The 26181-nt window shown below is 61.3% G+C and carries 29 protein-coding genes; 2 read left to right on the top strand and 27 right to left on the bottom strand.

Annotated features, from left to right (window positions below; translation table 11 throughout):
- Positions 1 to 26: 26 nt before the first annotated feature.
- The 9 genes from C9427_RS21715 to kdpA form a co-directional block, all read right to left on the bottom strand.
- Positions 27 to 503: an NUDIX hydrolase gene (locus C9427_RS21715; RefSeq protein ID WP_107651142.1), complete on the bottom strand. Its 477-nt coding sequence runs from the start codon at positions 501 to 503 to the stop codon at positions 27 to 29.
- An 83-nt stretch (positions 504 to 586) separates the two neighbouring features.
- Complete coding sequence (locus C9427_RS21710; RefSeq protein WP_167434439.1) at positions 587 to 892, bottom strand: hypothetical protein; 306 nt, start codon at positions 890 to 892, stop codon at positions 587 to 589.
- Positions 893 to 1146: 254 nt separating this feature from the next.
- Entirely contained in the window at positions 1147 to 1608 is a 462-nt protein-coding gene (locus tag C9427_RS21705; protein ID WP_107651141.1) for a PTS sugar transporter subunit IIA, read from the bottom strand.
- A gap of 56 nt (positions 1609 to 1664) precedes the next feature.
- Positions 1665 to 2357: a response regulator transcription factor gene (locus C9427_RS21700; protein WP_107651140.1), complete on the bottom strand. Its 693-nt coding sequence runs from the start codon at positions 2355 to 2357 to the stop codon at positions 1665 to 1667.
- Positions 2354 to 5089 (bottom strand): sensor histidine kinase, encoded by a 2736-nt coding sequence (locus C9427_RS21695; RefSeq protein ID WP_107651139.1) that lies wholly within the window; start codon positions 5087 to 5089, stop codon positions 2354 to 2356. The genes C9427_RS21700 and C9427_RS21695 overlap by 4 nt, the downstream gene beginning before the upstream one ends.
- Positions 5090 to 5143: 54 nt before the next feature.
- Positions 5144 to 5713: a potassium-transporting ATPase subunit KdpC gene (kdpC, locus tag C9427_RS21690; RefSeq protein ID WP_107651138.1), complete on the bottom strand. Its 570-nt coding sequence runs from the start codon at positions 5711 to 5713 to the stop codon at positions 5144 to 5146.
- A 12-nt stretch (positions 5714 to 5725) separates the two neighbouring features.
- Complete coding sequence (gene kdpB, locus C9427_RS21685; protein WP_107651137.1) at positions 5726 to 7819, bottom strand: potassium-transporting ATPase subunit KdpB; 2094 nt, start codon at positions 7817 to 7819, stop codon at positions 5726 to 5728.
- Positions 7816 to 8031 (bottom strand): hypothetical protein, encoded by a 216-nt coding sequence (locus C9427_RS21680; protein WP_107651136.1) that lies wholly within the window; start codon positions 8029 to 8031, stop codon positions 7816 to 7818. The genes kdpB and C9427_RS21680 overlap by 4 nt, the downstream gene beginning before the upstream one ends.
- Positions 8032 to 8053: 22 nt before the next feature.
- A complete protein-coding gene (gene kdpA / locus C9427_RS21675; protein ID WP_107651135.1) occupies positions 8054 to 9757 on the bottom strand; it encodes a potassium-transporting ATPase subunit KdpA in 1704 nt (567 codons plus the stop codon).
- Between kdpA and C9427_RS35430 the strand changes: the two genes are divergently transcribed.
- Entirely contained in the window at positions 9747 to 10322 is a 576-nt protein-coding gene (locus C9427_RS35430; RefSeq protein ID WP_425351672.1) for a hypothetical protein, read from the top strand. The genes kdpA and C9427_RS35430 overlap by 11 nt on opposite strands.
- A gap of 29 nt (positions 10323 to 10351) precedes the next feature.
- Positions 10352 to 10696 carry a hypothetical protein gene (locus tag C9427_RS21665; RefSeq protein WP_245437134.1) on the top strand — a complete coding sequence of 115 codons (345 nt, stop codon included), beginning with the start codon at positions 10352 to 10354 and terminating at the stop codon, positions 10694 to 10696.
- A 135-nt stretch (positions 10697 to 10831) separates the two neighbouring features.
- Here C9427_RS21665 and dapA read toward each other — a convergent pair whose 3' ends face one another.
- The 18 genes from dapA to C9427_RS21580 all read right to left on the bottom strand — a co-directional run bounded on the left by dapA (position 10832) and on the right by C9427_RS21580 (position 26173).
- Entirely contained in the window at positions 10832 to 11788 is a 957-nt protein-coding gene (gene dapA / locus C9427_RS21660) for a 4-hydroxy-tetrahydrodipicolinate synthase (RefSeq protein ID WP_280954157.1), read from the bottom strand.
- Positions 11775 to 12191, bottom strand: coding sequence for a hypothetical protein (locus C9427_RS21655; protein WP_107651134.1), 417 nt, complete (start codon positions 12189 to 12191; stop codon positions 11775 to 11777). Before C9427_RS21655 ends, dapA begins: the two co-directional genes overlap by 14 nt.
- A gap of 91 nt (positions 12192 to 12282) precedes the next feature.
- Positions 12283 to 12504, bottom strand: coding sequence for a hypothetical protein (locus C9427_RS21650; protein ID WP_107651257.1), 222 nt, complete (start codon positions 12502 to 12504; stop codon positions 12283 to 12285).
- A 21-nt stretch (positions 12505 to 12525) separates the two neighbouring features.
- Positions 12526 to 12714, bottom strand: a complete 189-nt coding sequence (locus C9427_RS33855; protein ID WP_146172578.1) for a hypothetical protein — start codon at positions 12712 to 12714, stop codon at positions 12526 to 12528.
- 220 nt (positions 12715 to 12934) lie between these two features.
- Positions 12935 to 14425 (bottom strand): hypothetical protein, encoded by a 1491-nt coding sequence (locus C9427_RS21645; protein ID WP_107651133.1) that lies wholly within the window; start codon positions 14423 to 14425, stop codon positions 12935 to 12937.
- Positions 14426 to 14494: 69 nt separating this feature from the next.
- Entirely contained in the window at positions 14495 to 15196 is a 702-nt protein-coding gene (locus C9427_RS21640) for a class I SAM-dependent methyltransferase (RefSeq protein ID WP_107651132.1), read from the bottom strand.
- A complete protein-coding gene (locus C9427_RS21635; RefSeq protein WP_167434438.1) occupies positions 15177 to 16226 on the bottom strand; it encodes a glycosyltransferase family 2 protein in 1050 nt (349 codons plus the stop codon). Before C9427_RS21635 ends, C9427_RS21640 begins: the two co-directional genes overlap by 20 nt.
- Before the next feature lie 92 nt (positions 16227 to 16318).
- On the bottom strand, positions 16319 to 16498 hold the full coding sequence (locus tag C9427_RS21630; protein ID WP_097575183.1) for a DUF3606 domain-containing protein: 180 nt from the start codon (positions 16496 to 16498) through the stop codon (positions 16319 to 16321).
- Between the two features lie 251 nt (positions 16499 to 16749).
- Complete coding sequence (locus C9427_RS21625; RefSeq protein ID WP_097575182.1) at positions 16750 to 16980, bottom strand: hypothetical protein; 231 nt, start codon at positions 16978 to 16980, stop codon at positions 16750 to 16752.
- A 112-nt stretch (positions 16981 to 17092) separates the two neighbouring features.
- Positions 17093 to 17878 (bottom strand): NYN domain-containing protein, encoded by a 786-nt coding sequence (locus C9427_RS21620; protein WP_107651131.1) that lies wholly within the window; start codon positions 17876 to 17878, stop codon positions 17093 to 17095.
- 299 nt (positions 17879 to 18177) lie between these two features.
- Positions 18178 to 19281 carry a mandelate racemase/muconate lactonizing enzyme family protein gene (locus tag C9427_RS21615; RefSeq protein WP_107651130.1) on the bottom strand — a complete coding sequence of 368 codons (1104 nt, stop codon included), beginning with the start codon at positions 19279 to 19281 and terminating at the stop codon, positions 18178 to 18180.
- A gap of 26 nt (positions 19282 to 19307) precedes the next feature.
- Positions 19308 to 20114, bottom strand: a complete 807-nt coding sequence (locus C9427_RS21610; protein ID WP_146172577.1) for a hypothetical protein — start codon at positions 20112 to 20114, stop codon at positions 19308 to 19310.
- Positions 20114 to 21358, bottom strand: a complete 1245-nt coding sequence (locus C9427_RS21605; protein ID WP_107651128.1) for a CaiB/BaiF CoA transferase family protein — start codon at positions 21356 to 21358, stop codon at positions 20114 to 20116. The genes C9427_RS21610 and C9427_RS21605 overlap by 1 nt, the downstream gene beginning before the upstream one ends.
- Entirely contained in the window at positions 21345 to 22364 is a 1020-nt protein-coding gene (locus tag C9427_RS21600) for a CoA transferase (protein WP_107651127.1), read from the bottom strand. Before C9427_RS21600 ends, C9427_RS21605 begins: the two co-directional genes overlap by 14 nt.
- The gene (locus tag C9427_RS21595) at positions 22361 to 23362 is read right to left on the bottom strand and encodes an ABC transporter ATP-binding protein (protein WP_107651255.1); all 1002 of its coding nucleotides are present in this window, start codon (positions 23360 to 23362) and stop codon (positions 22361 to 22363) included. The genes C9427_RS21600 and C9427_RS21595 overlap by 4 nt, the downstream gene beginning before the upstream one ends.
- The gene (locus C9427_RS21590; RefSeq protein ID WP_107651126.1) at positions 23359 to 24333 is read right to left on the bottom strand and encodes an ABC transporter ATP-binding protein; all 975 of its coding nucleotides are present in this window, start codon (positions 24331 to 24333) and stop codon (positions 23359 to 23361) included. Before C9427_RS21590 ends, C9427_RS21595 begins: the two co-directional genes overlap by 4 nt.
- Positions 24330 to 25238 carry an ABC transporter permease gene (locus C9427_RS21585; RefSeq protein ID WP_107651125.1) on the bottom strand — a complete coding sequence of 303 codons (909 nt, stop codon included), beginning with the start codon at positions 25236 to 25238 and terminating at the stop codon, positions 24330 to 24332. The genes C9427_RS21590 and C9427_RS21585 overlap by 4 nt, the downstream gene beginning before the upstream one ends.
- A complete protein-coding gene (locus tag C9427_RS21580) occupies positions 25235 to 26173 on the bottom strand; it encodes an ABC transporter permease (protein ID WP_107651124.1) in 939 nt (312 codons plus the stop codon). Before C9427_RS21580 ends, C9427_RS21585 begins: the two co-directional genes overlap by 4 nt.
- Positions 26174 to 26181: the final 8 nt, after the last annotated feature.

Genomic DNA, 26181 nt, shown 5'->3' with positions numbered 1-26181 from the left:
CGAGGCCGCATGTGTCGTTGCTTCAGTCAGAGGGCCGGCTCTGAGGGTGGTTCCGGAATCTCCAGGTCTCTCAACAGCGTCGACAGTTCGGGTTCGTCGATGAGCATCGCCGCGTCTTCCGGCGCCAGCCAGGCTCTTTGCCGGCTTTCCGCTTCCTGCCAGTCGATGAGTTCCTCCGTCACCGCCAGCAAATAGACGATGACGTCGACGCGCACGAAGCGGTTTTCAAGCCGCTTCCAATAGGAATAGGTGCCGGCCGGTTGCCTGAGCATCTTGCCGGTCACCCCGGCTTCTTGCTGCGCCTCGATGGCGGCTGCCTTGCGTCCGCTCTTGCCCTTCATCGGCCAACCCTTGGGCACGATGAAGCGCCTGGTCGCGCGCGAAGTGACCAGCATTACCTCGACATTGCCGTGTCCGTTCAGCCGAAAGGGAATAGCCGCGACCTGGCGGATCCTCTCGCCTCTCCTTGCCTTGCGTACGGCCTTCTTTTTGGCGATTGCCATTTGCGAAAACCCCAGTCGGTTCGCCACGCCAGACGGCACCTCAATTCCATAAGTCGGCTAAATAAATGAAAAGTGCCGGTCTGTCAGCGGCAGGTTCTGACAAAACTGCTGCCCGACGGCTGCAATTGGCAACTCGGCTTCACCTGCGGCACCACCGGCCGCTGTTGCGGCACGATCTGGCGATCCTGGGCGCGGAACTGCTGTTGCTGCTGCTGATATTGCTGCCGCTTCAGCCTGTTTTCCAATATTTGCAATTCATTTTGCTGGATCAGCGTGTTGCGATTGGCGGAGTCGACGGTCTGCGCCGCGGCGAATGGTGCTGCGCCCAACAACATCTCCGTTGCCAGCATTGCCGACACGAAAATCTTTGAAATACGAGACTGCGACATTTCCGTTCATTCCCACGCCAAAAACAGACGTCTTCTTGATATAGGACGTCTGTCCGGCGATGTCATGGTCAAGGTCCCGATCGCAGCGGATGCGCCTGCCGCAAGGACCTAATATTCTTCAATTCCAATATGCCGGCTGTCTGATCGGCTTTTCCATGCCGTTGACCGGCTTCAGCGGTGCGCTTGCCAAGACCGCGGAACTCTCGGCGGATTGAGCCAGCGTCTCGGTGTTGCGCGATTATGCGTTCATTCTTTCATTCGGGCGAATCCGCCTGGAGAACTACGGCTGCGTACAATTCGTCTGCGCTTGTAGCACTGCGGATTTTTTTCAAAACCTCGTGCGACCGCAACTGCCGCGCCACGCAGGCAAGCGCGTTCAGATGATCCTTCCTGCTTTCGCCCGGAATCAGCAACAGAAAGACGATGTCCACCGGAATGTCGTCGACGGCCTCAAAATCGATCGCCTTGCTTAGCCGGGCAAGCATGCCGAATGGATGGACCACGCCCGCCACCCGCGTATGCGGAATGGCGATCCCTTCGCCAATGCCTGTCGAACCGAGTTTTTCCCTGTCAACAAGCGCTTGCAGTACCGGCCTTTCTTCAATCCCGAGCGCCTCGCTGGCTTTGGCGGACATAATCTGAAGAACACGCGATTTCGACTTGGCCGCGAGATCAACGACTACGCTTTCCGGCCGGATGAATTCCGCGACTTTCATATCGTTCTCATTTGATTGGCGATGTGGAGCAGGATTGGGAGCCCGTTGACGCCCGCTCACTCGACTTCGCGCAGACGGTATCCGACGCCGGTTTCGGTGGTGATATAGCGCGGCTGGTCGGGCGTTTTCTCGATCTTCTGCCTGAGCTGGCGGACATAGACCCTGAGATATTGCACGTCGGTCGACTCGCCCCAGACCTGTTTCAGCAGGAACTGGTGGGTGAGCACCTTGCCCGCATGCTGCACGAGGAGGCGCAATATGTCGTATTCCTTCGGCGAGAGTTTTATCTCCCTGTTCTCGACCTTGACGATGCGTTTCACCAGATCGACCGTGAGATCGCCGGTATGGAACACCGGCTTCTCGCCTTGCTGCTGGAACTTGTGACGGAGCGCCACGCGGATGCGCGCGACAAGTTCATTCATGCCGAATGGCTTGGTGATGTAGTCGTCGGCGCCCAGCTCCAGTGCCGAGACGATGCCGGACTCATCGGTGCGGCTAGACAGGATGACCACCGGAATGTCCAGGCCATCGTCGCGCCATTTGCGCAGCAAATCATGGCCGCCCATGCCGGGCAGGCCGAGATCGAGCAGGATCAGGTCCGGCTTTTCCGTTTCGACCAGTTCGATCGCCGCCTTGGCGTTCGGCGCCTCGCTGACCGCATAGCCCTGGCTGCCGAGGCCGACCCGGAGCAGTTTTCGGATCGGCGGCTCGTCATCGACGACCAATATACTGACGTTCGAATGTGTCATGCCAAGTCGTCCACGCTGGGATCGCCCCCGTTTTGATCGCCTATGAGGGGCGGTTCCGTCGGCACCGGCATCCGGATGGTGAACACCGCGCCAGCGCGGTCGGTCCTGTTTGCCGCCGCAATCGTCCCGCCCATCGCTTCGATGAAGCCGCGGCAGATCGACAGGCCGAGCCCGGTGCCGGCCTGGACCTGATCGCGCTTGCGCACCCGGTAGAATGTGTCGAAAATTCGCTCCAGATCCGCCGGAGGGATGCCCGGCCCCTCATCCATGACCTGCAGGATGACGGAGCCGTTGTCGGCCCAGCCCCGCATGCGGATCGTTGACCCTGGCGGCGCGTATTTCGCGGCATTGTCGAGGAGGTTGAAAAGCACCTGCTCGAACAGCACCGGATCGAGCTTCAGCATCGGCAGGTTCTGCGGAATGTCGATTTCGGTCTTGTGCTCGCCGATGATCTTCTTCGCCCGCCGTAGTGCCGACCCGACAATGTCGCCGACATAGTGGAAGGCGTGGTTCGGTTCCATCGCGCCGGATTCGATCTTGGTCATGTCGAGTAGATTGGCGATGAACCGGTTCAGCCGTTCGGATTCGTCGAGCACGGTCGACAAGAGCTCCGTCCGGTCCTGCTCGGGAAGTGCGGGCGCGAACTCCCTCAGCGTCCCGGCAGCTCCCATGATGGCGGCGAGCGGCGTTTTCAGGTCATGGGAAATCGAGGTCAGCAATGCCGAGCGCAGGCGGTCGGCCTCGGCCGCGAGCTTGGCCCGGTCGACATCGGCGACAAGCTGGATGCGTTCGATGGCGACCGCCGCCTGGTCGGCGAGAGCGTCGAGGAGACGCTGCTGCTCGGGCGTCAGCAGCGGCCCCTGCTTGTCGTTGTCGAGGCCGATGACGCCAACCGCAGTGCGGCCGGTGCGCAAGGGAAGATAGAGGCGCTTTGCCCCAGGCAGTGTGTCGGCGCCACGGCCCGCGGGGCGATCGTGCTCCCAGGCCCAACGGGCAGCTGCGATGTCGGCCTCGGCCAGCGTGTCGTCGGGCGGATAGCCGGCCTTGACGGTGATCGAACCGTCCTCGGGCAAAAGCAGCACCACGCGCAGCTTCAGCATCGAGGCGATCTGGAAGGCCGTGGCCCAGAGCACATCGTCAAGCGTGCCGGCGCCGGCGAGCTTCCTGGAGAAGAGATAGATGTCCTCCGTCGCGCGTGCCCGTGAGCGGGCGGCGACCGCCTGACGCTGCACGCTCGCCGTCAGATTGCTGGCAATGACGGCAACAACCAGGAAGACAGCCAGCGCAACGATGCTCTCCGGATCCTGGATCGTCAGCGTGTAGCGTGGTTCCAGGAAGAAATAGTTGAAGGCTAGGGCGCTGGCGAGGCAGGCATACAGAGCCGGCCAGAGACCGCCGGTCACCGCCGACGCCAGGACCCCGATGAGAAAGATGATCGCCAGATTGCGGACGTCGAGAAACTGGTCGAGAACCGCGCTGACGCCGAGCGAGCCGGCGACATAGGCCGTGGCCTTGAGATAGGGCCATACCTCGAACTGCGTCTGCTCGGTTGCGGCCTTGACGCTCCTCGACGCAGCGTCGGTGCCCCGATCGGTCCCCGAAATGACATGGACGCTGATGTCACCGGCATTGCGGATGAGATCGTAAGTGAGCGAGCCTTCGATCAATTCGCGCCAGCGCGACCGGGTTGGCCTGCCGATCACGATATGGGTGAAGTTGTTCGCGGTCGCATGGCGAACGATGTCCTGCGCGACGTTCTGACCCGGAATGGTCGTCACCTCGGCGCCGAGCTGCTCGGCAAGGCGCAGCAGCGTCGCCAGCCGATCCTTGTCCTCCTCGGACATGCCGGCCGAACGAGGGGTATCGACATGAAGCGCCGTCCAGGGGGCGCGGAGCCGGTCGGCCAGCCGGCGCGCATAGCGGACACGGGCCGCCCCGCCCGGACGCGCGTCGACGCAGACGAGAACCCTTTCCCCCGCCGCCCACGGTCCGGGGATGGCGTGTGCCTGCATGTGGTTCAGCAACTGCTCGTCGACACGCTGGGCGGTGCGGCGCAGCGCCAGTTCCCTGAGCGCGGTCAGATTGCCTGGCGAGAAATAGTTCTCGATCGCACGCTGGGCGGTGTTGGGAAAGTAGACCTTGCCTTCCCTCAGCCGCTTGATCAGGTCGTCGGGGGTGAGGTCGATGATCTCGATGTCATCGGCCTGGTCGATAATGGAATCGGGAACCGTTTCGCGCACCCGCACGCGCGTGATCTGGGCCACGACATCGTTCAGGCTTTCGACATGCTGGACGTTGAGCGTCGTGTAGACGTCGATGCCATGCGTCAGGATCTCCTGGACGTCGAGATAGCGCTTGGGATGACGGCTGCCGGGGGCGTTGGTGTGGGCGAGCTCATCGACGAGAACCAGCGCCGGGCGGCGTGCGAGGATGGCATCGATATCCATCTCGTCCAGCATGCGGCCCCTGTGGTCGACCTGACGACGCGGGATGACCTCAAAGCCTTCGACCAGCGCCTGGGTTTCCTTGCGGCCGTGCGTCTCGACAACGCCGATCACCACGTCGATCCCGTCGGCCCGTCTGGCGCGGCCCGCCATCAGCATCTCATAGGTTTTGCCGACGCCGGGCGCCGCGCCAAGGAAAATCCTCAGACGACCGCGCTCCTCGCGCTCCGCATGATCGAGCAGCGCGTCGGGAGAGGGTCTGTTATCGGTGCGGCTGTCCTCTGGCATTTGATCCTAGATATGGACGGCGCCGGGGAGGGTGTCGACCCCGACCGGCACCATTCACTGCTTCGTGGCCTCGTCCAGCGCGAGGTTGAGCGCCAGCACGTTGACGACCTGCTCGCCCATGAAGCCGAGTTCGCGGCTCTCGATGTGGCTCTCGACGAGCGACTTGATCCTTGCTTCATCGACGCCCCTGGCCTTGGCCACCCTGGCGACCTGGAAGTAGGCGGCTTCGGGGCTGATATGCGGATCGAGGCCGCTGCCGGATGTGGTGACGAGATCCATCGGCACCGGCGCGCCCGGATTTTCAGCCTTCAACTTCTCGGCGTCGGCCTTGATGCGGTCGATCAGCTTGGCATTGGTCGGCCCGAGGTTCGAGCCGCTCGAGGAGGCGGCGTTGTAGCCGTCACCGGCGGCCGACGGGCGGCCGTGGAAATAGCGGTCGCTGGCGAAAGCCTGGCCGATCAGCTCGGAACCGACAACCTTGCCGTCTTTCTCGATCAGGCTGCCATTGGCCTGGCTGGGAAACAGCGCCTGGGCGATGCCGGTCATGCCGATCGGATAGATGAGGCCGGTCAGCACCGTGAAGAAGACGATCATGACGATCGCGGGTCTGATTTGATTGAGCATGGACATGGTTCCTTATGCGAGGCCGACGGCGGTGATGATCATGTCGATCAGCTTGATGCCGACGAAGGGCACGATGATGCCGCCGAGGCCGTAGATGAGAAGGTTGCGGCTGAGCAGCGCACCGGCGCCGATGGCGCGGTACTTGACGCCCCTAAGCGACAGCGGGATCAGCGCGATAATGATCAGAGCGTTGAAGATGATCGCCGACAGGATGGCGCTCTGAGGCGTCGCCAGATGCATGATGTTGAGCGCCTGCAGCGGGCCCGATGTCTGCCCCGGCGCGACGTAGAAGACGGCGAAAATGGCCGGGATGATGGCGAAGTACTTGGCCACGTCGTTGGCTATGGAGAAGGTCGTCAGCGAGCCGCGCGTCATCAGCAGCGCCTTGCCGATCTCGACGATCTCGATCAGCTTGGTCGGGTCAGAGTCGAGGTCGACCATGTTGCCGGCTTCGCGCGCGGCGACCGTACCGGTGTTCATGGCGACGCCGACATCGGCCTGGGCAAGGGCGGGTGCATCGTTGGTGCCGTCGCCGCACATGGCGACCAGCTTGCCCTTGGCCTGTTCGTCGCGGATCAGCTTCAGCTTGTCCTCGGGCGTCGCCTGGGCGAGGAAGTCATCGACGCCGGCTTCAGCGGCGATCGCTGCCGCCGTCATCGGATTGTCGCCGGTGATCATCACCGTGCGAATGCCCATCTTGCGCAGTTCGGCGAAGCGTTCCCGGATGCCGCCCTTGACGATGTCCTTGAGGTGGACGACGCCAAGCAGGCGCCCGTCGCGCTCGACCGCCAGCGGCGTGCCGCCGGACTTGCCGATCTCGTCGGCGATCGCCTGCAGGTCGCGGACGGCGTCACTGGCCGGACGTGCGCCGCTGCCGGCTGATATCGACTGGTTGACATGGGCGAGAACCGAATCCACGGCGCCCTTGCGGATCGACGAGCCGTCGATATCGACGCCGCTCATGCGGGTCTGCGCGGTGAAGGGCACGAAAGTGGCATGCAGCGTTGCCATGTCGCGGGCGCGGATGCCGTATTTTTCCTTCGCCAGCACAACGATCGAGCGACCCTCGGGCGTTTCGTCGGCGAGCGAGGCGAGTTGCGCCGCGTCGGCCAGTTCCTGCTCGGTGACGCCCTTGACCGGGCGGAACTCCGTGGCCTGGCGGTTGCCGAGCGTGATCGTTCCGGTCTTGTCGAGCAGCAGCGTGTCGACGTCGCCCGCGGCTTCCACGGCGCGGCCCGACATGGCCAGCACGTTGAAACGCACCAGGCGGTCCATGCCGGCGATGCCGATGGCCGAAAGCAGGGCGCCGATCGTGGTCGGGATCAGGGTGACGAACAGCGCGACCAGCATGGTGACCGAGATGTAGCCGCCGGAATAGGCGGCAAAACTGGGGATCGTCGCGGTGGCCAGCACGAAGATGAGCGTCATGCCGACAAGCAGGATGTTGAGCGCGATCTCATTGGGCGTCTTCTGGCGCGCGGCGCCTTCGACGAGCGAGATCATACGGTCGAGGAAAGTATGGCCGGAGGCCGCGGTGATGCGCACGCGGATCCAGTCGGACAGGACCTGGGTGCCACCTGTCACCGCCGAACGGTCACCGCCGGATTCGCGGATGACCGGCGCCGATTCGCCGGTGATCGCGGCCTCGTTGACGGAAGCGACGCCTTCGATGACCTCGCCATCCGACGGGATGATGTCGCCGGCCTCGACGAGCACGGCGTCACCGACCTTCAGGCTGGTGCCGGGCACCAGCTTGAACTTGGTGCGGTCGTCGCCGGTCAGAAGCTTGGCCTGCGTTTCGGTGCGCGCCTTGCGCAGCGAGTCGGCCTGCGCCTTGCCGCGGCCCTCGGCCACCGCTTCGGCGAAGTTGGCGAACAGCACGGTGAACCACAGCCAGATGATGATCTGCAGCGTGAAGCTGAAATCGCCGCCGCCGGTCAGAAGATCCCGGACGAACAGGACCGATGTGAGCAGCGATACGATGGCGACGACGAACATCACCGGGTTCTTGATCAGGGTGCGCGGGTTCAGTTTCCTGAAGGCCCCGCCGATGGCGGGCCACAATATGCGGGCATCCATGATGCTAGCGGATTTGGACTGGCTCATTTGGTGGCTCCAGTATCAATGTTGTTGGACGGCGCCGATCGATCGGATGCCGAAAAAAGATGCGGCGGCCCGTAGGCCAGCAGCCAGATCACGATCATGACTACCGCAAGGCCGAGGAAGGTGGAGATGGTCGGGAAGGGAGGGGGAGTTGCCTCCCCCCCATTGTCGGCCCGGGCCCGGGCCTTCCGACGCATGATGTTGAGCCAGGACATGGTGTTTATCCGAGGTGGGGGCTCAGAAGGTCTGCCCATTGATCATCGCCAGGTGCTCGACGATCGGTCCGATCGCCAGCGCCGGGAAGAAGGTCAGGCCAACGACGATCAGGATGACGCCGACCAGCAACCCGACGAACAGCGGACCGTCGGTCGGGAAGGTGCCGGCGGAGGCCGGGACCGTCTTCTTCGCCACCAGCGAGCCGGCGATCGCCAAGGCCGGGATGATGACCAGGAAGCGGCCCATCAACATGCCGATGCCGAGCGTGATGTTGTACCAGGGCGTGTTGCCGGTCAGGCCGCCAAAGGCCGAGCCGTTGTTAGCAGCCGCGGAAGTGTAGGCATAGAGCACCTCGGAGAAACCGTGCGGGCCGGCATTGGCCATGGAAGCGACGCCGGTCGGCAGCACCACGGCGATGGCCGTGAAGATCAGCATGGCCAGCGGCAGGCAGAGAATGGCCAGCATCGCCATCTTGACCTCCTTGGCCTCGATCTTCTTGCCGAGATATTCCGGCGTGCGGCCGACCATCAGCCCGGCGACGAAGACGGCGACGATGATGAACATCAGGATGCCATAGAAGCCAGCGCCGACGCCGCCGACGATGACCTCGCCGAGCTGCATGTTGAGGATCGGGATCAGGCCGCCGATTGCGGTGAAACTGTCATGCATGGCGTTGACGGCGCCGCAGGAGGCGGCCGTGGTGATGACCGCGAACAGTGCCGACAGGGCGATGCCGAAGCGGGTCTCCTTGCCTTCCATGTTGCCGCCGTCGATGCCCAGCGCGTGAACCAGCGGATTGCCAGAGGCTTCCGCCCAGTAGCAGACCGCGACGCCGGCGATGAACAGCACGCCCATTGCGGCCAGGATCGCCCAGCCCTGGCGCTGGTTGCCGACCATGCGGCCAAAGACGTTGGTGAGTGCGGCGCCAAGCGCGAAGATCGACACCATCTGGATCAGGTTGGAGATCGCATCGGGATTTTCGAAGGGATGCGCGGCATTGGCGTTGAAGAAGCCGCCGCCGTTGGTGCCGAGCATCTTGATGGCGACCTGCGAGGCGACAGGTCCAAGCGCGATTGTCTGCTTCGCCCCCTCGAGCGTGGTGGCGTCGACATAAGGCCCAAGCGTCTGCGGCATGCCGAGCCAGACATAAACGAGGGTCAGCACGATGCAGAGTGGCAAGAGGATGTAGAGGGTGCAGCGGGTCATATCGACCCAGAAATTGCCGATCGATTTCACCGAGGCGCGGGCGAAGCCGCGGATCAGCGCCACCGCAATGGCAATGCCGACCGCAGCGGACATGAAATTCTGCACGGTGAGGCCGGCCATCTGCACGAGGTAGGACATCGTGCTTTCGCCGCCGTAGTTCTGCCAGTTGGTATTGGTCGGGAAGCTGACGGCGGTGTTGAAGGCGAGATTCGGCTCAACCGCGGTCATGCCCGCCGGATTGTAGGGGAGGACCCCCTGCAGCCGCTGCAGGAAATAGAGCACCAGGAAACTGGCCAGGCTGAAAAACATGATGCCTGCCGCGTAGCTGGTCCAGTGCTGCTCCTCGCGCTCGCTGGTTCCCGAGATGCGATAAAGACCGCGCTCGATCGGACCAAGAACAGGCGAGAGAAATGTGCGATCGCCGTTGAAAACGCGATACATATAGAAGCCGAGCGGCTTCACGAGCAAAACGACGATCCCGCAGTAGACGAGGATCTGTAGCCATCCGTTGAGAGTCATTGATGTAGCTTTCCGTGCCTGGCGCCAGTTGCGGTCAGAAGCGTTCTGGGCGAACGAGGGCGTAAGTCAGGTAGGCGAGAAGGAACAAAGTCACACCGCCACCGAGGATATAGTCGACAAGCATGTTGCGATCCCTCCGTTAAAGACTGTCGCAAGCTTTGATGTAGGCGAAGGACAGGGCGAAAAACAAAACCCCTATCCCGATAACGACGATGTCCATGGTGCGTGTTCCTTGTTTATTTTTGCGATTTGTATTTCAAACCTGCGGCAACTAGTCTTGCTTGGTTTTGCGCATTGTGTTGAAATTCTGCGGCCTGCCGGTCGAATTCATACAAAAACACCTCGTAACGACGGTAGTCGCCACCAGGTTTGCCTGCCGGAATATGGATCGAAACACCATAAAGGTTCGAGACGTGATGGAGAGGAAAGAAATAAAATTCCTATAAAGATTTCGGAAGACTGGTGCTTGGCTCACCGCTCGGCGCGAAGCGTTTTTCACTATGCGGCGCTAATAAATTGGGCCACGCACGCCTCTCGAATTCATATGCGGCTGCCGATTATCTAATGCGGGTCTGTTCGCGGGTTGATGGCAAGGTGACACACCTGACCACGCCGCTGAAATGTGATCGGTGGTCCAAAATGAACAAAGGCCTGGATCCGTTCAAACGGGGTGCCAGGATTGGGCGAAGCCCGCCGATCGAGTATTTCATTTTGGTGAACCTCCAGTCCGACGGGGCGATCATCGGCCATCTCGCAGGTCAACCGATCCCGGAAACCGTCGTCGACGCAAGCGGGCATCGCTATCGCTATGTGGGTGTTGCACCGCGCGCTGCCGACGGACGCTTCGATGTCGATTCCTTGCACGCAGGCGAATGGATCGTTCGACCCGGGCTGGTCTATCTCATGGACGAGAAGGGTGCACGGCCGCGGAAAGTTTGACGGCGTGTCTTGAAAACCTTCGCGCCCCTGTTCGACCAAAGCGCGTCGCGACTGAAGGGATTCATGCGACGCGCTCTAAGTTCTTGTTTTTAAGCATGTCGTTATCCCCGAGGGCAGGCTTTGGGGCGACATGCATTAGTACCACCACTGCCCCGCGCTCACGGTAGCCCGTGTCGAGTTGAAGACATTGCTGTCGTTCTCGGCCACCGCCAGCATCGCTTCGCGGATAGTATCAGCGGTTTCCGGTAGCACCGGCGTCAGCGGCAAGCGAACATCGGCGCTCAGCCCCAGCGCAAGATGCAGCGCATATTTCACCGGGATTGGATTGCTTTCCAGTTCCAGCGCCGCGATGAGCGGCCTCAGCCGATGGTGTATGGCCCGAGCGGTGTGGTGATCTCCCGCCCGGCACGCGTCGTGCATTTCGACGCACAAGCGGGGCGCTACGTTGGAGACCACGGAAATCGTGCCCCGGCCACCCATGGTGTTGAAGCCGAAGGATATCGAATCGTGACCCGAGAACTGGATGAAGCGATGGCCGAGCGCGGATGAAAGCGATGACGGTCGGCTCAGATCGCCAGTTGCGTCCTTGATGCCGACGATGGTCGGTATTTGTGCCAGGCGCTTGATCGTTTCGGGAAGCAGGTCGACGCCGGTGCGGGCCGGGACATTGTAGACAATGATCGGGATGCTGACCCTGCGGGCGACAGCTTCAAAATGGCGATAGATGCCTTCCTGGGTAGGCCTGTTGTAGTAAGGCGTCACGATCAGGGCCGCATCGGCGCCAAAGGCCTCCGCAGCGGCGGTAAAAGCGATCGTCGCTTCGGTGTTGTTGGTACCGCTGCCGACAATGATCGGCACCCTGCCGCTGGCGACCTTGACGCATCGCGCGATGACGTCGAGACGCTCTTCCCACGACAAGGTCGGCGCCTCTCCGGTCGTGCCGCACGGGACCAGGCCATTGATACCCTGTTCGATCTGCCATTCAAGCAGTGTCGTCAGGCCCGCTAGGTCGACCTCTCCGTCTGAAAAGGGCGTGACCAGCGCGGTCATGGCGCCGTTCAGGCGCAGTCGTGCTTGTTCAGGTGTCATCATGGACGAATTCCTTTTGTTGGCCTGAAACGCCCCATGGGCCTTCCGCATGCAGAAGCGAGGCAATCAGCGAAGCCAGAACCGCGGCGGGCGGATCCGCATGCTTCATCCGGAACCTCTTTTGCGCGGCTCCGGCGACAGACGCCGTTGGTCGAACCGTACACACCCAGTGTCCGCCAATGTTGCCAAGGCTGGCCACGGAGCGGCTTGATACCGCGACCAGCAGCATTGCGGCATCGAGCGTGGCGCCGGCATCGACCAGGCAGGCAAATCGCCGGCCTTGGGGAGACGACCTGTCGATGGACAGGACGCGCGCAGCTTCCCACAGTTGGTGATCGAGAAGCCTGCGCGCATGCGTCAAGCGCTCGAGCAGGCTGCTCAGATCGGCAAGACGCGGAGTTTCCATAATCGGTTGTCGCGACCTGCCCGGAGGAGTGGCGACGTCAACTGTAGTGAAGTCGCTCGTTTGTCTCTGCCCAGGCCGTATGGATCACGGCTCAATTGAACAATGAGAGCAGTGCGGACGCAGGCGCGAACCTTACCGCACCCGCCTGATGGTCGCTCTCCATGGTGGCGAAACGGATGGCGGAAATCCTGTCGGTGAAAACGCCACCGGTCTGGCCCTGTTCATCGCGGGCGATCCAATGGCCTTCGCCATCGCGCCCGACGACGAAGCGGTGGAGAGCGGTGGAAATTCGGGGAGGCACAGAGTTGGGCATCATATTTCTCTTTGGAATAGCTCAGGAGACCGAAGCGGCGATGGCCGTGGCGGTCAGCAGGAAGCCGATCGTCAGAAGCATCTTGGTCAACCGGAAAGGTGCGATTGGCCGTTTGCGCTCGCCATGGGCCACCGTCTGAATATCGGCCTTCACCGCCGAGACAGGCAGGGGACGGTGGGTGGGTACATAAAGTCCGTGGCTGCGATGCATCGGTTTTTCCTTCTTCCTTCTTGGTCGTCGTCACGAGGTGGCGACTGCCTGCAGCGATCGGCTGCGTCGAGAAAATAGAAGGCCGGGCATTTGGATTCGAGAGAGGTGAATAGGGAATAATATTAAAAAGTCATAGGTTTAGCGGTGAATTTGCCGCCGCATTCCTTGGGCGACAAGCATTGTTCGGCTTGAACTGCAGGAATTCCGATCGGCGCCGAAATCAAGCGCCAGGCACGTAGATCACGGCGTATTTGTCTGAATATGCCCGCTTCCAGCCCAGTTCGTCGAAGTAGGGAATGCGGCTGTCGTCAGCCTTCAGCAGCGCCCAGTCGATCGCATATTTCTTGAGCTGTGCCTGAAGGATCGGCTTTCCGCCGCTGCGGCCCATTTCGGCATCTGTCTTCATGAAGCCGTTGAGAAAGAGCTGATCCGTCCGGCCGTCGATGAATGTCTTGATGCCATGGAAGATCAAGGTGCCACCGAAATTGTATGAGTTCAGGACATTGCCCGACAGATGATGGCTTTCGACGAATGCAAGCGCGTCCCTGGCGGACGTCTTCTGGCTTGGCTCGATCCGATAGGCGCTCGTGAGCACGGCGACCGCGCCCACCGCCAAAACGCCAGCGATGCCGCAGATCTGGTTAAACCATCTGGCGAAAAACCGTTCCAGCCCGTCGCGCTTGTCCGCCATCCATTTCGCAAGGGAAAGTGCGGGATACTGTTCAGCCACCTCGGCCGCAATCACGATCGGCACCAGCAGGAAGAACAGATATATGAAGCGCGAATGGGTGAGATAGACATGCAGGGTAAAGATGATGAACAGCGCCTTGGCCCAGCCGATGCGCAGTCTCGACACAAGCAGCGCGAAAACGAACAGCAGGATGCCGACTTCCTGGAGCGGTTGAACCGAGGCGTCGAACGGTCGCCACTCGAGGATCAGGGGAACCGCTTCATTGCCGTAGGCTACCGTGAACGTCGCGAGGATGGCCTTGACGCCATACGGATTGATCAGGCTGACCAGTGGGCAAAGCAGACCGAAAGCAATCCATTTGGCAAGGAGCATGGGGTTGGACAGGCGGGTTCGCCCAAGAAGATCGAGGCCGGCGAAAGCCGCAATAACGAAGCCCACAGTAAAGGTGGCGTGGAGATTGGCCCATAGCACGAGCAGGGCAAGCAGCCACAGAGGCGGTGCTTGCTCATTGCGCGCCGCGCGGAAAAGCGTTGCCGTCCAGATCACGATAATGGGCAAGGTGAAGACGTGGGGACGTGCGGTGTAGATGGGCGAAATCATGGCCGCCGCGAGCAGCGCCAGCCCGACTGCCGCCGTCGGTCTCAGCCAGGCGCTGAGATGCCATGACAGCAGCGAGATCGTAAGCGCGATGGTGGCGATGATCAGCACCGCCACGCCGTTCCAGCCGCCTGCCGTATAGGCGAGCGCGAGGAAAACCTGCCCAAGCCATTCCTTGGCGATCCATGGCTGGCCGGCGAAGGTATGAGAATAGCTGTCGACAAGCGGGAACGTACGGTTTGCCAGCAGGTCGAGCCCGACCTTGACCTGCCACCAACAGTCGGGATCCTGCAGGATTTCGACAGCGTGGGCGGAAAGCGCGAACGCCACGAGAGGCGCGACCAGCAGGCAGAACATCAGCCTGGCCCGCTGCGCGTCATTGACCGGCGACACCGCCGCCATGGTCGCCTGAACCGCGTTCATATCATGTCTCCAGGCCGCTTTGCGGCAGATTGATCAGGGGTTTCGGCGCGTCGTTCATCCAAGGGCAGGTCAGACGGCAGTCTTGACCGCATGCACGAAATATTGCGCCCCCACAGGTATCCTGGTCAGGTAACGCTCCAGCGGACGCAATCTTGCGAGTAGGCGCGGGAAGAAAATCCGGTAGACGATGTCGGGACTGGAGAAGCCCGCCGCCTTCACTCGCCGGCGCATGTCGCGGCCATTGATCAGCACCGCGTTCTCGTCGAAAGCACAGTTTCGCACCGCGTGCGTCGTCAGCGGATTCCAGGGGTTGTGCTCGAACAGAAACAAGCTGCCGCCAGCGGCCAGCACGCGCTCGACCTCCTTGATCAGGCCGATATGGAGATCGTCGGGGATGTGATGAAACACGCAAGCCGCGAAGGCGAGATCGAAACTGCCGTCTTCATAAGGGATCGTTTCGCCATCGAAAGGCCTGAAATCGGCCTGCCCGGGGAAGCGCTTGCTGGCGATATCGAGCGACTGAGAGGATGGGTCTAGCAAGGTGATCTCGCTGTCGGGAAATGCCGCGCGCATGGGTCCGAGCGAATTGCCGACGCCGGCGCCGAAGTCGAGTATCCGCCGCGGTTTCACACCAGAGCGAGCGAGCCGTGCCGCGACGTCATCGATCTTGTACTGTGCGAAGAAATCCGGCGTTTCGCCGCTCAGCCTTATGCTGGCGGCATGCTGCTGCTGATACTCTAGCGCGAATTGGTCAAACTCGGCCTGAAGCACGCGCGGCTCCTTTCCTCATTTCCCGGGCCAGCTCTTGAAGACGATGGACGGGCAGCTCCGCGGCGGCGGTATCGTGGGCTACGATCTCGTTGACGAGATAGAGAGGCCGCCGCTTGGTCTCCATGTACATGCGCCCGAGATATTCCCCGAAAATCCCAAGGACCAGGAGCTGGACGCTGCCGAGGATCAGGATGATCGCGGCCAGACTGGTCCAGCCGGGCAGGACGCTGCCGGCAAACCATGAGAAGAGCGTGTAGCCGAGCGCGGCAAGCCCGAGCAAACCGAAGATCATGCCGAGATGCGAGGCAAACCGCAGGGGCACGATGGAGAAGCTGGTCATCGCATCCATTGCCAGAAGCACCATCTTCTTTAAGGGATAGTGCGTGGTGCCAGCGAAACGCTCATGCCTATCATAGGGAAAGGCCACCTGTTTCAGGCCAATCCAACTCACCATGCCGCGAATGAAGCGATAGCGCTCCGGCATCGCATTGAGATGATCGAGTGCTCGCCGGCTCATCAGGCGGAAGTCTCCGGAATCGAGCGCCATGTCGACGTCGACCATCTTGCGCAGCAAGCGGTAGAACAATGCGGCGGTGCCGCGCTTGAACCAGCTTTCGCCCTGGCGCTTCAGCCGCTGGCCGTAGACGACGTCGAAGCCGTCATCCATCTTCGCCATCATGGCTTCGAGCAATTCCGGCGGGTCCTGGAGATCGGCATCGAGGATGAGAATGCGCTGGCCGCGGCAAAACTCCAGCCCGGCGCTGAGCGCGATCTGGTGGCCGTAATTGCGGGCAAGGTCTATGCCGACGACGTGGCTGTCCTGTCTGGCGAGCTCGAAGATGGCCTCGCGGGTGCCGTCTGTTGCTCCGTCGATGACCAGGACGATCTCGTAGGAATGTCCGGCCTGCGCCTGGCAAACGTCTGTTACGCGCCGGTAGAGCTCGGCGACGCCGCCGATTTCATTGTAGCACGGCACGACGACGGACAGCGCAATGGCATGTCGCGCGGCGATCTTGTCTGTGTGCACCAAAGCCCAACTCCCCATGTCAGAATGGGGAATAGGCCGAATTTGTTAGAAAACCGATAAAAGCGTCCCAAGATTCATGGCTATTCACCCCGCCATCAAGATCCCTTGATGCTTTCGGCTATTTCTTCCAGCACCTTGCGGTCGCTGCCGTGGCGCCTGATCAAGGTCCGAGCCTGGTCGAGTGTAATGCCGGCTTCCTCGGCGAAATGCCGCACGTCGTCGTCGACTATCTCTGAGCGGTCGCTTGTATCGGTCCTGGTCTTGTCCTCTGCCATGGCGGCTCTCCTCGTTTCGACCGAGGGAACAACGGCAAAGATTTCGTCGAGTTCCCCTGGGATGAAGCCATCCCGGTGGAGCGGGATGGATCGTTGTTTCGATTTGACCCCAAGTCCGAACCCCAGGGTTCGGGGGCAGGCCGAATTAGGCCGCCAGGTCGCTCGGAATCTTGCCGCCGTTCTCGGCCAGATTCCGCAAACCGCTGCGGACCCTCGGGTCAAGCCGAGGGCATGGTTTTGCGCGACATGCATTAGCGTGCCCGATGGTCGAACACGACACCCATGGTCTTACCAATTGCCGTCATCACGACAAGCTCGACAAGGTCGTCGTCGCTGTCCTGGCAAGCCGGGCTCATCCGGCGGATAGCGTCCAGCGCAGCCCTGGTCGATATGGTGTCGCCAGCGCGGAATCTTGAAAGCGTAGATGAAACAAGTTCCTGGGCCGTCAGGTCGATGACAGGCACACTCAGCGCTGCGTTCATTGGCTCCTCCCGCCATGAACCCTCTCCCATAGGGATGATACGCCGAACAGCGGTTTGCGCCAGCGAAATAGTGGCCCGACCAGAGACCAAACGCAGGTGGAGGCCCTTCGGTTCAGGGCAAGTCAGATAGATCCTTGCGGCGGCGTCGGCCAGGCTTGTCTTTCGTTCGCATCTCTTGGGCCGGTTTGATGCGGATGCGCATGGTTCCACCCTCGGGATGGTCAATCTCAAAGGCGTTGGTCTTGCGGACGAGGTCGCTCAGCTTGCGAAAGCCGAAGGTTCTGGGATCGAAGTCAGACGCCAGATTGGCGAGCTGATTGCCGACAGTGCCGAGCGGCACCCAGCCGTCCTCGGTTTCCATTTGTGAAATGACCTTGGTGATGATCGGCGTCGCGGCGCTTGGCGGCTGTAACGATTTCGCCGGCACCGCATCCTGAGTGTTGGCTGGCGCAGTCGGGAGCAGGTTCTCGGTGTATACGAACCGGCGGCACGCCTGCCGGAAACTCTCCGGCGTTTTCTGCTCGCCAAATCCATACACGTCGATCCCCTGTTCCCTGATGCGAGCGGCAAGGCGGGTGAAATCGCTGTCGGACGACACCAGGCAGAAGCCTTCGAACCGCCCACTGTGGAGAAGGTCCATCGCGTCGATGACGAGCGTGATGTCGGACGCGTTCTTGCCGGTGGTATAGGCGAATTGCTGCTGCGGGATGATCGCGTGCTTCGACAGAACATCGGCCCAGGCCTTTGAACGCGTGCTGGAGAAGTCGCCATAGATGCGACGAACGCTTGCCTCACCGATCTTGGCGATTTCCTCGAACAGCCCGTCGACAATCCTAGCCGAAGCGTTGTCTGCGTCGATCAGCACGGCAAGCCGTGGAGAACGTGGTTCGGTAGGCAAGGTAGACCCCCTATTTCTCGCGTTGCACCAATGACATATGGCGCAGTGACAACATTCGAAACCTTTTTATCGAGATTTCCGAGCCAAGCCTTGCATCGATGGCGGTTCGAGGGTCCGGATTCTTCGCCGCAACCAGTGTCGCAACCACTTCCAACTGGGCTGGCGCTTTCGCGGTTTACGGCGGACACGGCACGACCCTCGATAATCGTCTACGAGATAGCGGCTCGGCTGGCACAGCGATGCCGGAACCACCCGTACACTTGCGGTGATTGTCGCACCTTAATTGGAGCCGAAGGCGGCTAATCGCGCTCGGTCACTGCGTAGGTTGTTGCCTGAAGAAAAGTTGGGTTCACCTCGATACCCCAACCCGGCGCATTCGTAACCTCTACTTTGCCGTCGACAACATCGTATGGGCGCTCGACAAATAGCTCATCAGCCCATTGCTGGCTGTAAGGCCCCTCGATCGAGTATTCGAGATATTTTCCGGCGTTGGGGAGCGCGCGCAGGAGATGCATGGAGCACAGGGTCACCAGGCCATGGTTGGCCGAATGGGGCGTGCAGGGCAGGCCGACTTCGGCCGCCATGCGGGCAACCTGGAGCGTGCGCGAGAGTCCTCCTAAATAGAGGATATCGGGTTGTACAACATCGACGGACCGCATCCCGATGATCGTCTTCCAGGCGGAAATCTCGCAATCCTGCTCGCCGCCTGTCACGTCGATCGATAATGCGTCAGTGACCTGTTTCGTCCAGGCGTATTCCCAGTAGGGGCAGGGTTCTTCAAAGTGCGAGATGCCATTGTCCTCCAGCATTCGCCCGACTTCGATGGCGCGTTCAGGGCTGAAGCCTGAATTGCCATCAACAAGCTTCGAAACGCCATCGCCCAGCGCCTTGGAAACATAGGGAACGATGGTTTCGGTTCGATCTGGCCACTGGTCGACGTCGCGGCCGCACTCCTTTCCCACGCGCCACTTGAAAGCGGTGAAGCCCTTCTCGTCGCGCAACCGGCAAAGTCGGTCAGCTTCCTCCTCCGGAGCGATGTCGCGACGCATCGAACTGGCGTAGGCGCGTAGTGGCCCGGGGCTGCCGCCGATGAGCGAAGTCACGGGCTTGCCCTCGATTTTTCCCTTGAGATCCCACAATGCGGTGTCCAGGCCTGCCGTTGCGCGGCGCAGGTAGGTCCCAGGAAACTTGCACTCCCGTTCGCCGATCAGTTCGATGGTGTCGCCAAAATCCAGAGCGTTGGTACCGAGTGCATGTGGGGCGACCTGTCGATGCAATACCTCGCAAGTGATATCCGCATTGTAGGTTGAGACCTGGCCCCAACCCTTCTCGCCACTATCGGTGGTAACGCGTACGAAGCCGATCAGGCGGTTGGTGAATGTCTCAATCTTTTCAATCTTCACAGATCTCTCCGACCAACTCGCATGTTTCAGTTCATGGCGTAAAGGTTCTGCCGGATGTGCCGGGCCACTGGCCTTCCATCCGCGAGAAGCCATTCTTCAGTTTCGAAATAGTGTTTGCCCTTGCCTTCCCATGCACGGACGATGCGGGATGAGGTGCGGTAGCGATCGCCCATGGGAGCCGGAGCCAGATGCTGGACCTCCACTCCGGCGAAGATCACCGGCATCGGCAGGATAAGGTTGGCCAAAGCATCGCCCATCGTCTTGCGAATGAGACAGCCAGAATGAATCAGTCCGCGATCGGCGAATATGGTCTCAGTTTCATGAAAGTCGGCCAGCGACTCCACGACGGTTTCACGGTCGAGACGAGTCTCGGAACTGCCGAGGTCCAAACCCTGCGCTACGCCACCGGGGTTGATGGTCACCTTGGGTTCAAGGGTAGAGAGGATCGGAAGGTCCGAAGGCGGGGCTGGCGAACGGTCCGCCAATCCTATGAAGCCGTCCAGAACAACTTCGTGCGTCTTTGGATTGGTGACCGTTATGGTTGCGCTAATTCCCACTTCGTCGCGCAAGAGAGGACCGCGCTCTACCACCAGCGGGTCCCCGTCATAAACGGGTCGGCGGAACCGAATCCGCGCGCGCCCGCGGCCAAGCCAATCCTCGCCCCAACCGATTACGGCGAGTCGGGTCGCGTGGCCATAGACGAACACTCCGGGCAACAGCGCTGCGCGGAAACCCATGGCGCGGGCGGTAGAGTCTTCGTGGCTCGTTCCCCTGTATTTCGGACGAGGATCGAGAACCGCAGTCAGTTCAAGACAAGTCGGCAGATCGCTCATCATACGCCTGGGGCGGGAACGGTGGCCATGGCGCCACTGGCGAGGATGGCGGTTATCTCGGCCTCCGGCAAAGCCAGGATTTCGCGCAGCACATATTCGTTCCCCTCGCCGTAGCTTGGCGCGGCCGTGCGCGCCGATCCTTGAGCGATCTCGGAGTGAAGCGGCAGTCCGGGATGGCGATGGCGGCCCGCAACAGGGTGATCGAGTTCGGTGAAGAACCGACGCTTTTCGAGGTATGGCGAGTTGACCAAGTCGCGCGCTGTTTCGACAGCCGAGGCCGCAATGCCGGCAGCCTGCAATCTGGCAGCGAGCGCATGACGATCCTGGTCGAATGTCCAGCCCGCGATCAGCCTGTCCAGGTCCGCCTCATTGGCCTTGCGCGCGCCAAGACTGCTGAAGCGCACATCTCGCGCCAATACGTCGCCGCCGATCATCCGTGCGAGCTTCGCCCACTGGTCGTCGCTGGCGACGGCTATGGCGACCCAACTGTCATCTCCGGCCGCTGGATAGGCGTTGTGGGGCGCAACGTCGGGGAGGTGATTGCCATCTGGCACGACATCGACGCCAGCGATGAGTTCCGGGCCGATGAACTGCATCGCTGCCTCAACCTGGGCCAGTTCAATATGTTGTCCAAGGCCTGTCCGGTCACGGTGATGCAGCGCCGTTAGAATTGCCGCCGCCGCATTGAAGCCGCCGATTGGATCCATGTAGGACGGCCCGGTGACCGTAGGGCCGCCGCCGGGATAGGAGATCATTGCCGACATGCCGGCCGCCATCTCCATCGTAGGTCCAAGGGCCGCATAACCGGATTCCGGACCGGCCAGCCCATAGGCCGGCATTTCGACAACGATGATATCGGGCTGCTCTCGAGACAGCTTCTCGTAACCCAGGCCCAGCCGCTCGAGCAGCCCTGGCCTAAAATTGCAGATCAGCACGTCAGACATGGCGACGAGCCGCCGAACCACTGAGAATCCCAACGGGTTCTTGAGGTCCACAACGAGTGAGCGCTTGTTTACATTCTGCGAATTGAACGTGAAGCACCGGTCCCAGGGACGCTCGCCGGGATCAAGATCCGGATAGGTCAAAGGGTTTGGTTTGTCGCGATTCGATCTCCAGGTGTTGGTCCGGTTCGGGCTTTCGACATGGAACGACTCCGCCCCGTACCAGGTCAGGATCCGGCCAGCCATCGGGCCGGCCCAGGCCGTGGTCAGTTCAACGATGCGGGTACCCTCAAGCGGTAGCATCCGCGTTCCCGCCTACCTGGATTGCTGGTGTCAGGCTCATTCGAAATGGCGGCGCGGGTACTACGAACTCGTCGCCTTCGATCTTCAATCGACGCCAGAAGCCGCGATTTTGGAGGTGACGGCTGCCGCGCAATTCCGAGATTCGATAGGCACGGGCGGCGATGATGTTCATCGCCTGCAGCTCCGCGACGAAATCATCAGGATCGCGATCGTGCACCTCTTCCTGCACAAGAGCAAAGAAGGCTGGCCAGTTCCTTGAACGCTGCTGCGCGTCGGCAAAGCGTGCGTCGGTCAGGCATGTCTCAAGCCGCAGGAATTTGCATAACGCCGCGAAGCGGTTGGAATAGACCCAGAGGCAGACCCAGGAGCCGCGGCACAAAACCTCACCCGCTGGAATGTCCTGATCGCCTCGCCGACGATCGGTCCCGTTATAGATCGCCTGCAGCACGTAAGGGAAACACATGGCGGCAGCTGTTTCGGCAGCGTCAATTCTGATGATGTCGCCTTGCTTGATCTTTGCTCGAACTCGCAGGGACGCAAGGATCTGGACGTAAGCCGCCTGGCCAGCCGCATAAGATGCTCTGTTGCCGGTTCCGTAGAGTGGTTCTCGACCTCGGATTCCGTTTGAGATCATCATGCCCGACGAGGCCTGGAGCACGATTTCTGGGGCGCGCCAGCCCGCCTTGGGACCGTCGTCCCCGAACCCCGTAATGCGGACCACGACCGCGACGGGAAACTCGGTTCGGGTTGCCTGCGGATTTTCGTCCGGCGCACAAAGCACGACATCCGGCGTCGCTGCCGGCAGGCCGCGCCGCTTGCCGAGATTGAGATGCAGGTCGAGCGGCGTCCGCGTCTGTCCGCTGCCGCCCGACGCGATGTCGGGTTCAGCCTCCGGGATCTCCAGCCAGACGTCTGCGCCGTAGTCCGCCAGCAGCTTGCCGCAGAATTGGCCTGCGATCGTCCCTGACCGGTCAAGAACGACAAGATCCTCCAACGCTCCTCTCATGCCATCGCCCTCCTGTGCGAGATGGGGCGGGGGGCGGCGAAATGGCAGGCCACGGTGCGGTGCGGTTCGATTTCCCGAAGCGACGGCCGCTCATCCCGGCAGATATCGGCGGCGAGCGGACAACGAGTGCGGAACGCGCAGCCGGAAGGCACGTTCGAGGGGCTGGGGACATCACCCTTCAAGATGATCCGATCGCGGGTGGCGGTGGGATCCGGCTGCGGCGCGGCGGAAAGTAGCGCCTCGGTATAAGGGTGGTGCGGAGCCGCATAAATCTGCTCCTTCGTTCCCATCTCGACGATGCGCCCGAGATACATCACCGCGACACGATCGGCGATATGGCGAACAACCGCGAGATCGTGCGCGATGAACAGAAAGGAGAAGCCCTTCTTCTCTTGCAGGTCCTGCATCAAGTTTATGATCTGCGCCTGGATGGACACGTCGAGCGCGGAAACAGGCTCGTCGGCGACGATGAACATCGGATCGACCGAGATCGCTCTTGCAATGCCGATCCTCTGCCGCTGGCCGCCTGAGAACTGCCGAGGCTTGCGATCCATATAGCTCGAAGGAAGGCCCACCAGCGTCAGCAACTCGGCAACTTTTTCGCGTCTTTCCTTGCGCGACTTGGTCATGCCGAAGCTGTCCATCGGCTCGGCGATAATGTCGACGACCTTGCGGCGCGGTGAGAGCGAACCGAACGGGTCCTGGAAAACCATCTGCATCTTTCGGCGCAACTGCCGCATTTCGGCTTTCGTCGTTTTGTTCAGATCCTTGCCTTCGAATATGACTTTGCCTTCCGACGGCTCGATCAATTGGAGCAGCAGCCGGCCAAGCGTGGATTTTCCACAGCCGGATTCGCCTACGATCGCCAGCGCTTCGCCGCGCAGGATCTGAAAGCTGACTTGGTCCACCGCCCGAACAGGTGGGCGTCTTGGACCCAGCCGGAGCGACGGGTCCGAAAAGGTTTTGCCAAGGCCCTGGATATCGATCAACACGCTCATGCGGCCGCCTCGGCGGTCGCCCAACAGGCCACCCGGTGGCCAGGGTCATATGTGCGCAGGGGTGGCATCTCGACGGCGCAGCGCTCCATGCGCACCGAACAGCGCGGCCGAAAGGGGCAACCGGCTTTGATGGTACCTGCTGGCGGCACGGAACCCGGGATTTGATAGAGGCGCTTTCGGGTATCGTTCAGGGTCGGCACGGACCTGAGCAGACCCTGGGTGTAGGGATGACGTGCGTTGGAAAATAGCGAGCGCGCATCCGCGTCTTCCAGGATGCGCCCGGCATACATCACAACGACGCGCTCGCAGATCTCAGCCACAACGCCCAGATCGTGGGTGATCAGAAGAATGGACGAATTGAAACGCGCGCGGATGTCCAGCATCATCGCCAGCACTTGCGCCTGGATCGTAACGTCCAGTGCGGTGGTCGGTTCGTCCGCGATCAGCAGCTTCGGGTTGCAGGCCATTGCGATGGCGGCCATCACCCGCTGACGCATGCCGCCAGAAAATTGGTCCGGATAGGCGCTCAGACGGTTCTCCGGATCCGGCATGCCGACAAGCCGCAGTAGTGCGAGAACCCGCTTGCGGCGCTCTGGGGCGGGTATGTCCTCGTGCAGCCGGATGGCCTCGTCGATCTGGTCCCCAATGGTCATCAGCGGATTGAGCGACGACATCGGCTCCTGGAAGATCATGCCGATCTCTTTGCCGCGGATCGCCGGCATCTCGCGTTTCGGCAGTTTCAAGAGATCGCGGCCCTCGAATATGATCTGTCCGGAAACTCGCGCCGCTTCCGGGACGAGCCTGAGCACAGAAAGCGCGGTCATCGACTTACCCGAGCCGCTTTCGCCGACTATCCCCACCGTCTCGCCCAAACTTACCGCAAATGAAATGTTGTCCACCACGCGCAAAGGCTGGCTTCCGGAGCCGAACTCGATCGTGAGGTCCTTGATATCGAGAAGCGCTTCGCTCACCGGGCAGTCTCCGGGTCCAGAACATCGCGCACCGAGTCGCCAAGAATGCTGATCGCCAGCACGACGATCGTAATCGCCAAGCCGCCCGCAACGATCGGCCATTGGGTCGCGAACATGTTGGAGAGGCCGTCACGGATGATATTGCCCCACGATGGGTTGGGCGGCTGGGTGCCGATGCCGAGAAAGGAAAGCGTGGCTTCGATCCGGATCGAACTCGCCGACCACAGCGTCATCAGCACCACGATCGGCGCGGCAATATTCGGCACGATGTGGCGGAAGATGATGAGGGGCGTCGAAACGCCGGCGGCTACGGCGGCCTCTATATAAGGCTCCTGCTTGACGGCGAGCGTGGAGGCCCGCGCGACGCGGGCGAAGCCAGGGGTAAAGGCTACGGTCAGCACGACAACGATGTTCCAAAAGCTGCCACCCAGCGCGGCGGCGATAAGGATTGCGAGCAACAGTTCCGGGAATGCCATGAGCATGTCGACAATGCGGCTGATCAAGCGGTCCACGATGCCACCAAAATAGCCCGCCGACACGCCCAATATGGTGCCGAAGAAGGCTGCAAATACCGGCGAGAGCAATCCGAAGATCAGCGAATTGCGCGATCCGTGGATCATCCGGCTCAGTACGTCTCGACCGAACTGATCGGTACCCAACCAGTGATCCCATGACGGATGCTTGTTGATCTGGAGGATCGATTGTCTCACCGGATCGTATGGCGCGATCCACGGCGCGAGGATCGCCACCACAATAAACACGACCACGACAAAGAAGGCGACCTGGGTCGAGATTCTGCCGAAGATAACCTGCCGGACGACATCGCCGAGGCCGCGCTCGTCGGCCAGCGCCTCGCGGGAGATGAGATCGTCGACGGGGAAGTCGCTCAGCCTGGCGTCGGTCATGACTTCATCCGGATGCGAGGATCCGCGATCAGGTAAACGATGTCCATCGCGAGATTGACCAGGATTACGAAGAAGGCGAACATCATCACCCCGGCCTGGATGACCGGATAGTCGCGTTCCTGAATGGCGTTGATCAGCAGCCGGCCAATACCGGGGCGGTTGAACACCAGTTCGATGGCGACCGATCCCGACAGGGTTGCAAGAATCGAAATGCCGATGCCTGTCGAGAGCGGCAGCATCGCATTGCGCAGCGCGTGGCGGTAGATGACCCTGCTTTCGCGCGCGCCCTTCGCGCGGGCGGTGCGGACGTAGTCACGGCCGAGCACCTCCAGCAACGACGTGCGTGTCAGTCGCCCGAGGAATGCGGATTTCAACATGGCCAGGGTCAAGGCCGGCAGGAAGATGTGGTGCAGTCCGTCCCAGAATCCGCTGCCTTCGCCATTGATGGGAAACCAGCCCAGATTTAGTGAGAAGACGATCAGCAGCACGGCGGCCAGATAGAAATCCGGGATCGCATAGCCGATCAACGAATAGATGCGCAGGGCGCTGTCGGGCAGCTTGTTGCGCTGCGTGGCCGCGTAAACACCGAACGGAATGCCCATCACGAGACCCAGCACCACCGATGCAATTGTTAGGTAGATCGTGTGGGGAAGGTTGTTGGCGATCAAGGTGCCGATCGGCACGTCCGACATGAGGGAATGGCCGAAATCGAAGCGGACAGCGTTACCGAGGAATGTCACATATTGGAGCCCCAGCGGTTCATTGAGGCCCATTTTTTCGCGAAATGCTTCCAGTTGCCCTCCGTCGGCATTCGGACCCAGCGCCACAAGCGCAGGGTCGCCTGGCAAAATGCGCATGGCGATGAACACCATTGTCAGCACCAGAAACACGGTCGGCACCATGTCCAGAAGTCGGAAGAAGAGATATCTCGCCATGCGCCGGC

This window comes from Mesorhizobium helmanticense, assembly GCF_003034915.1.
GTDB classification, from domain to species: Bacteria; Pseudomonadota; Alphaproteobacteria; order Rhizobiales; family Rhizobiaceae; genus Mesorhizobium; species Mesorhizobium helmanticense.
Note: the sequence above shows the minus strand (reverse complement) of the source record. Positions and strands in the feature narration are given on the sequence as shown.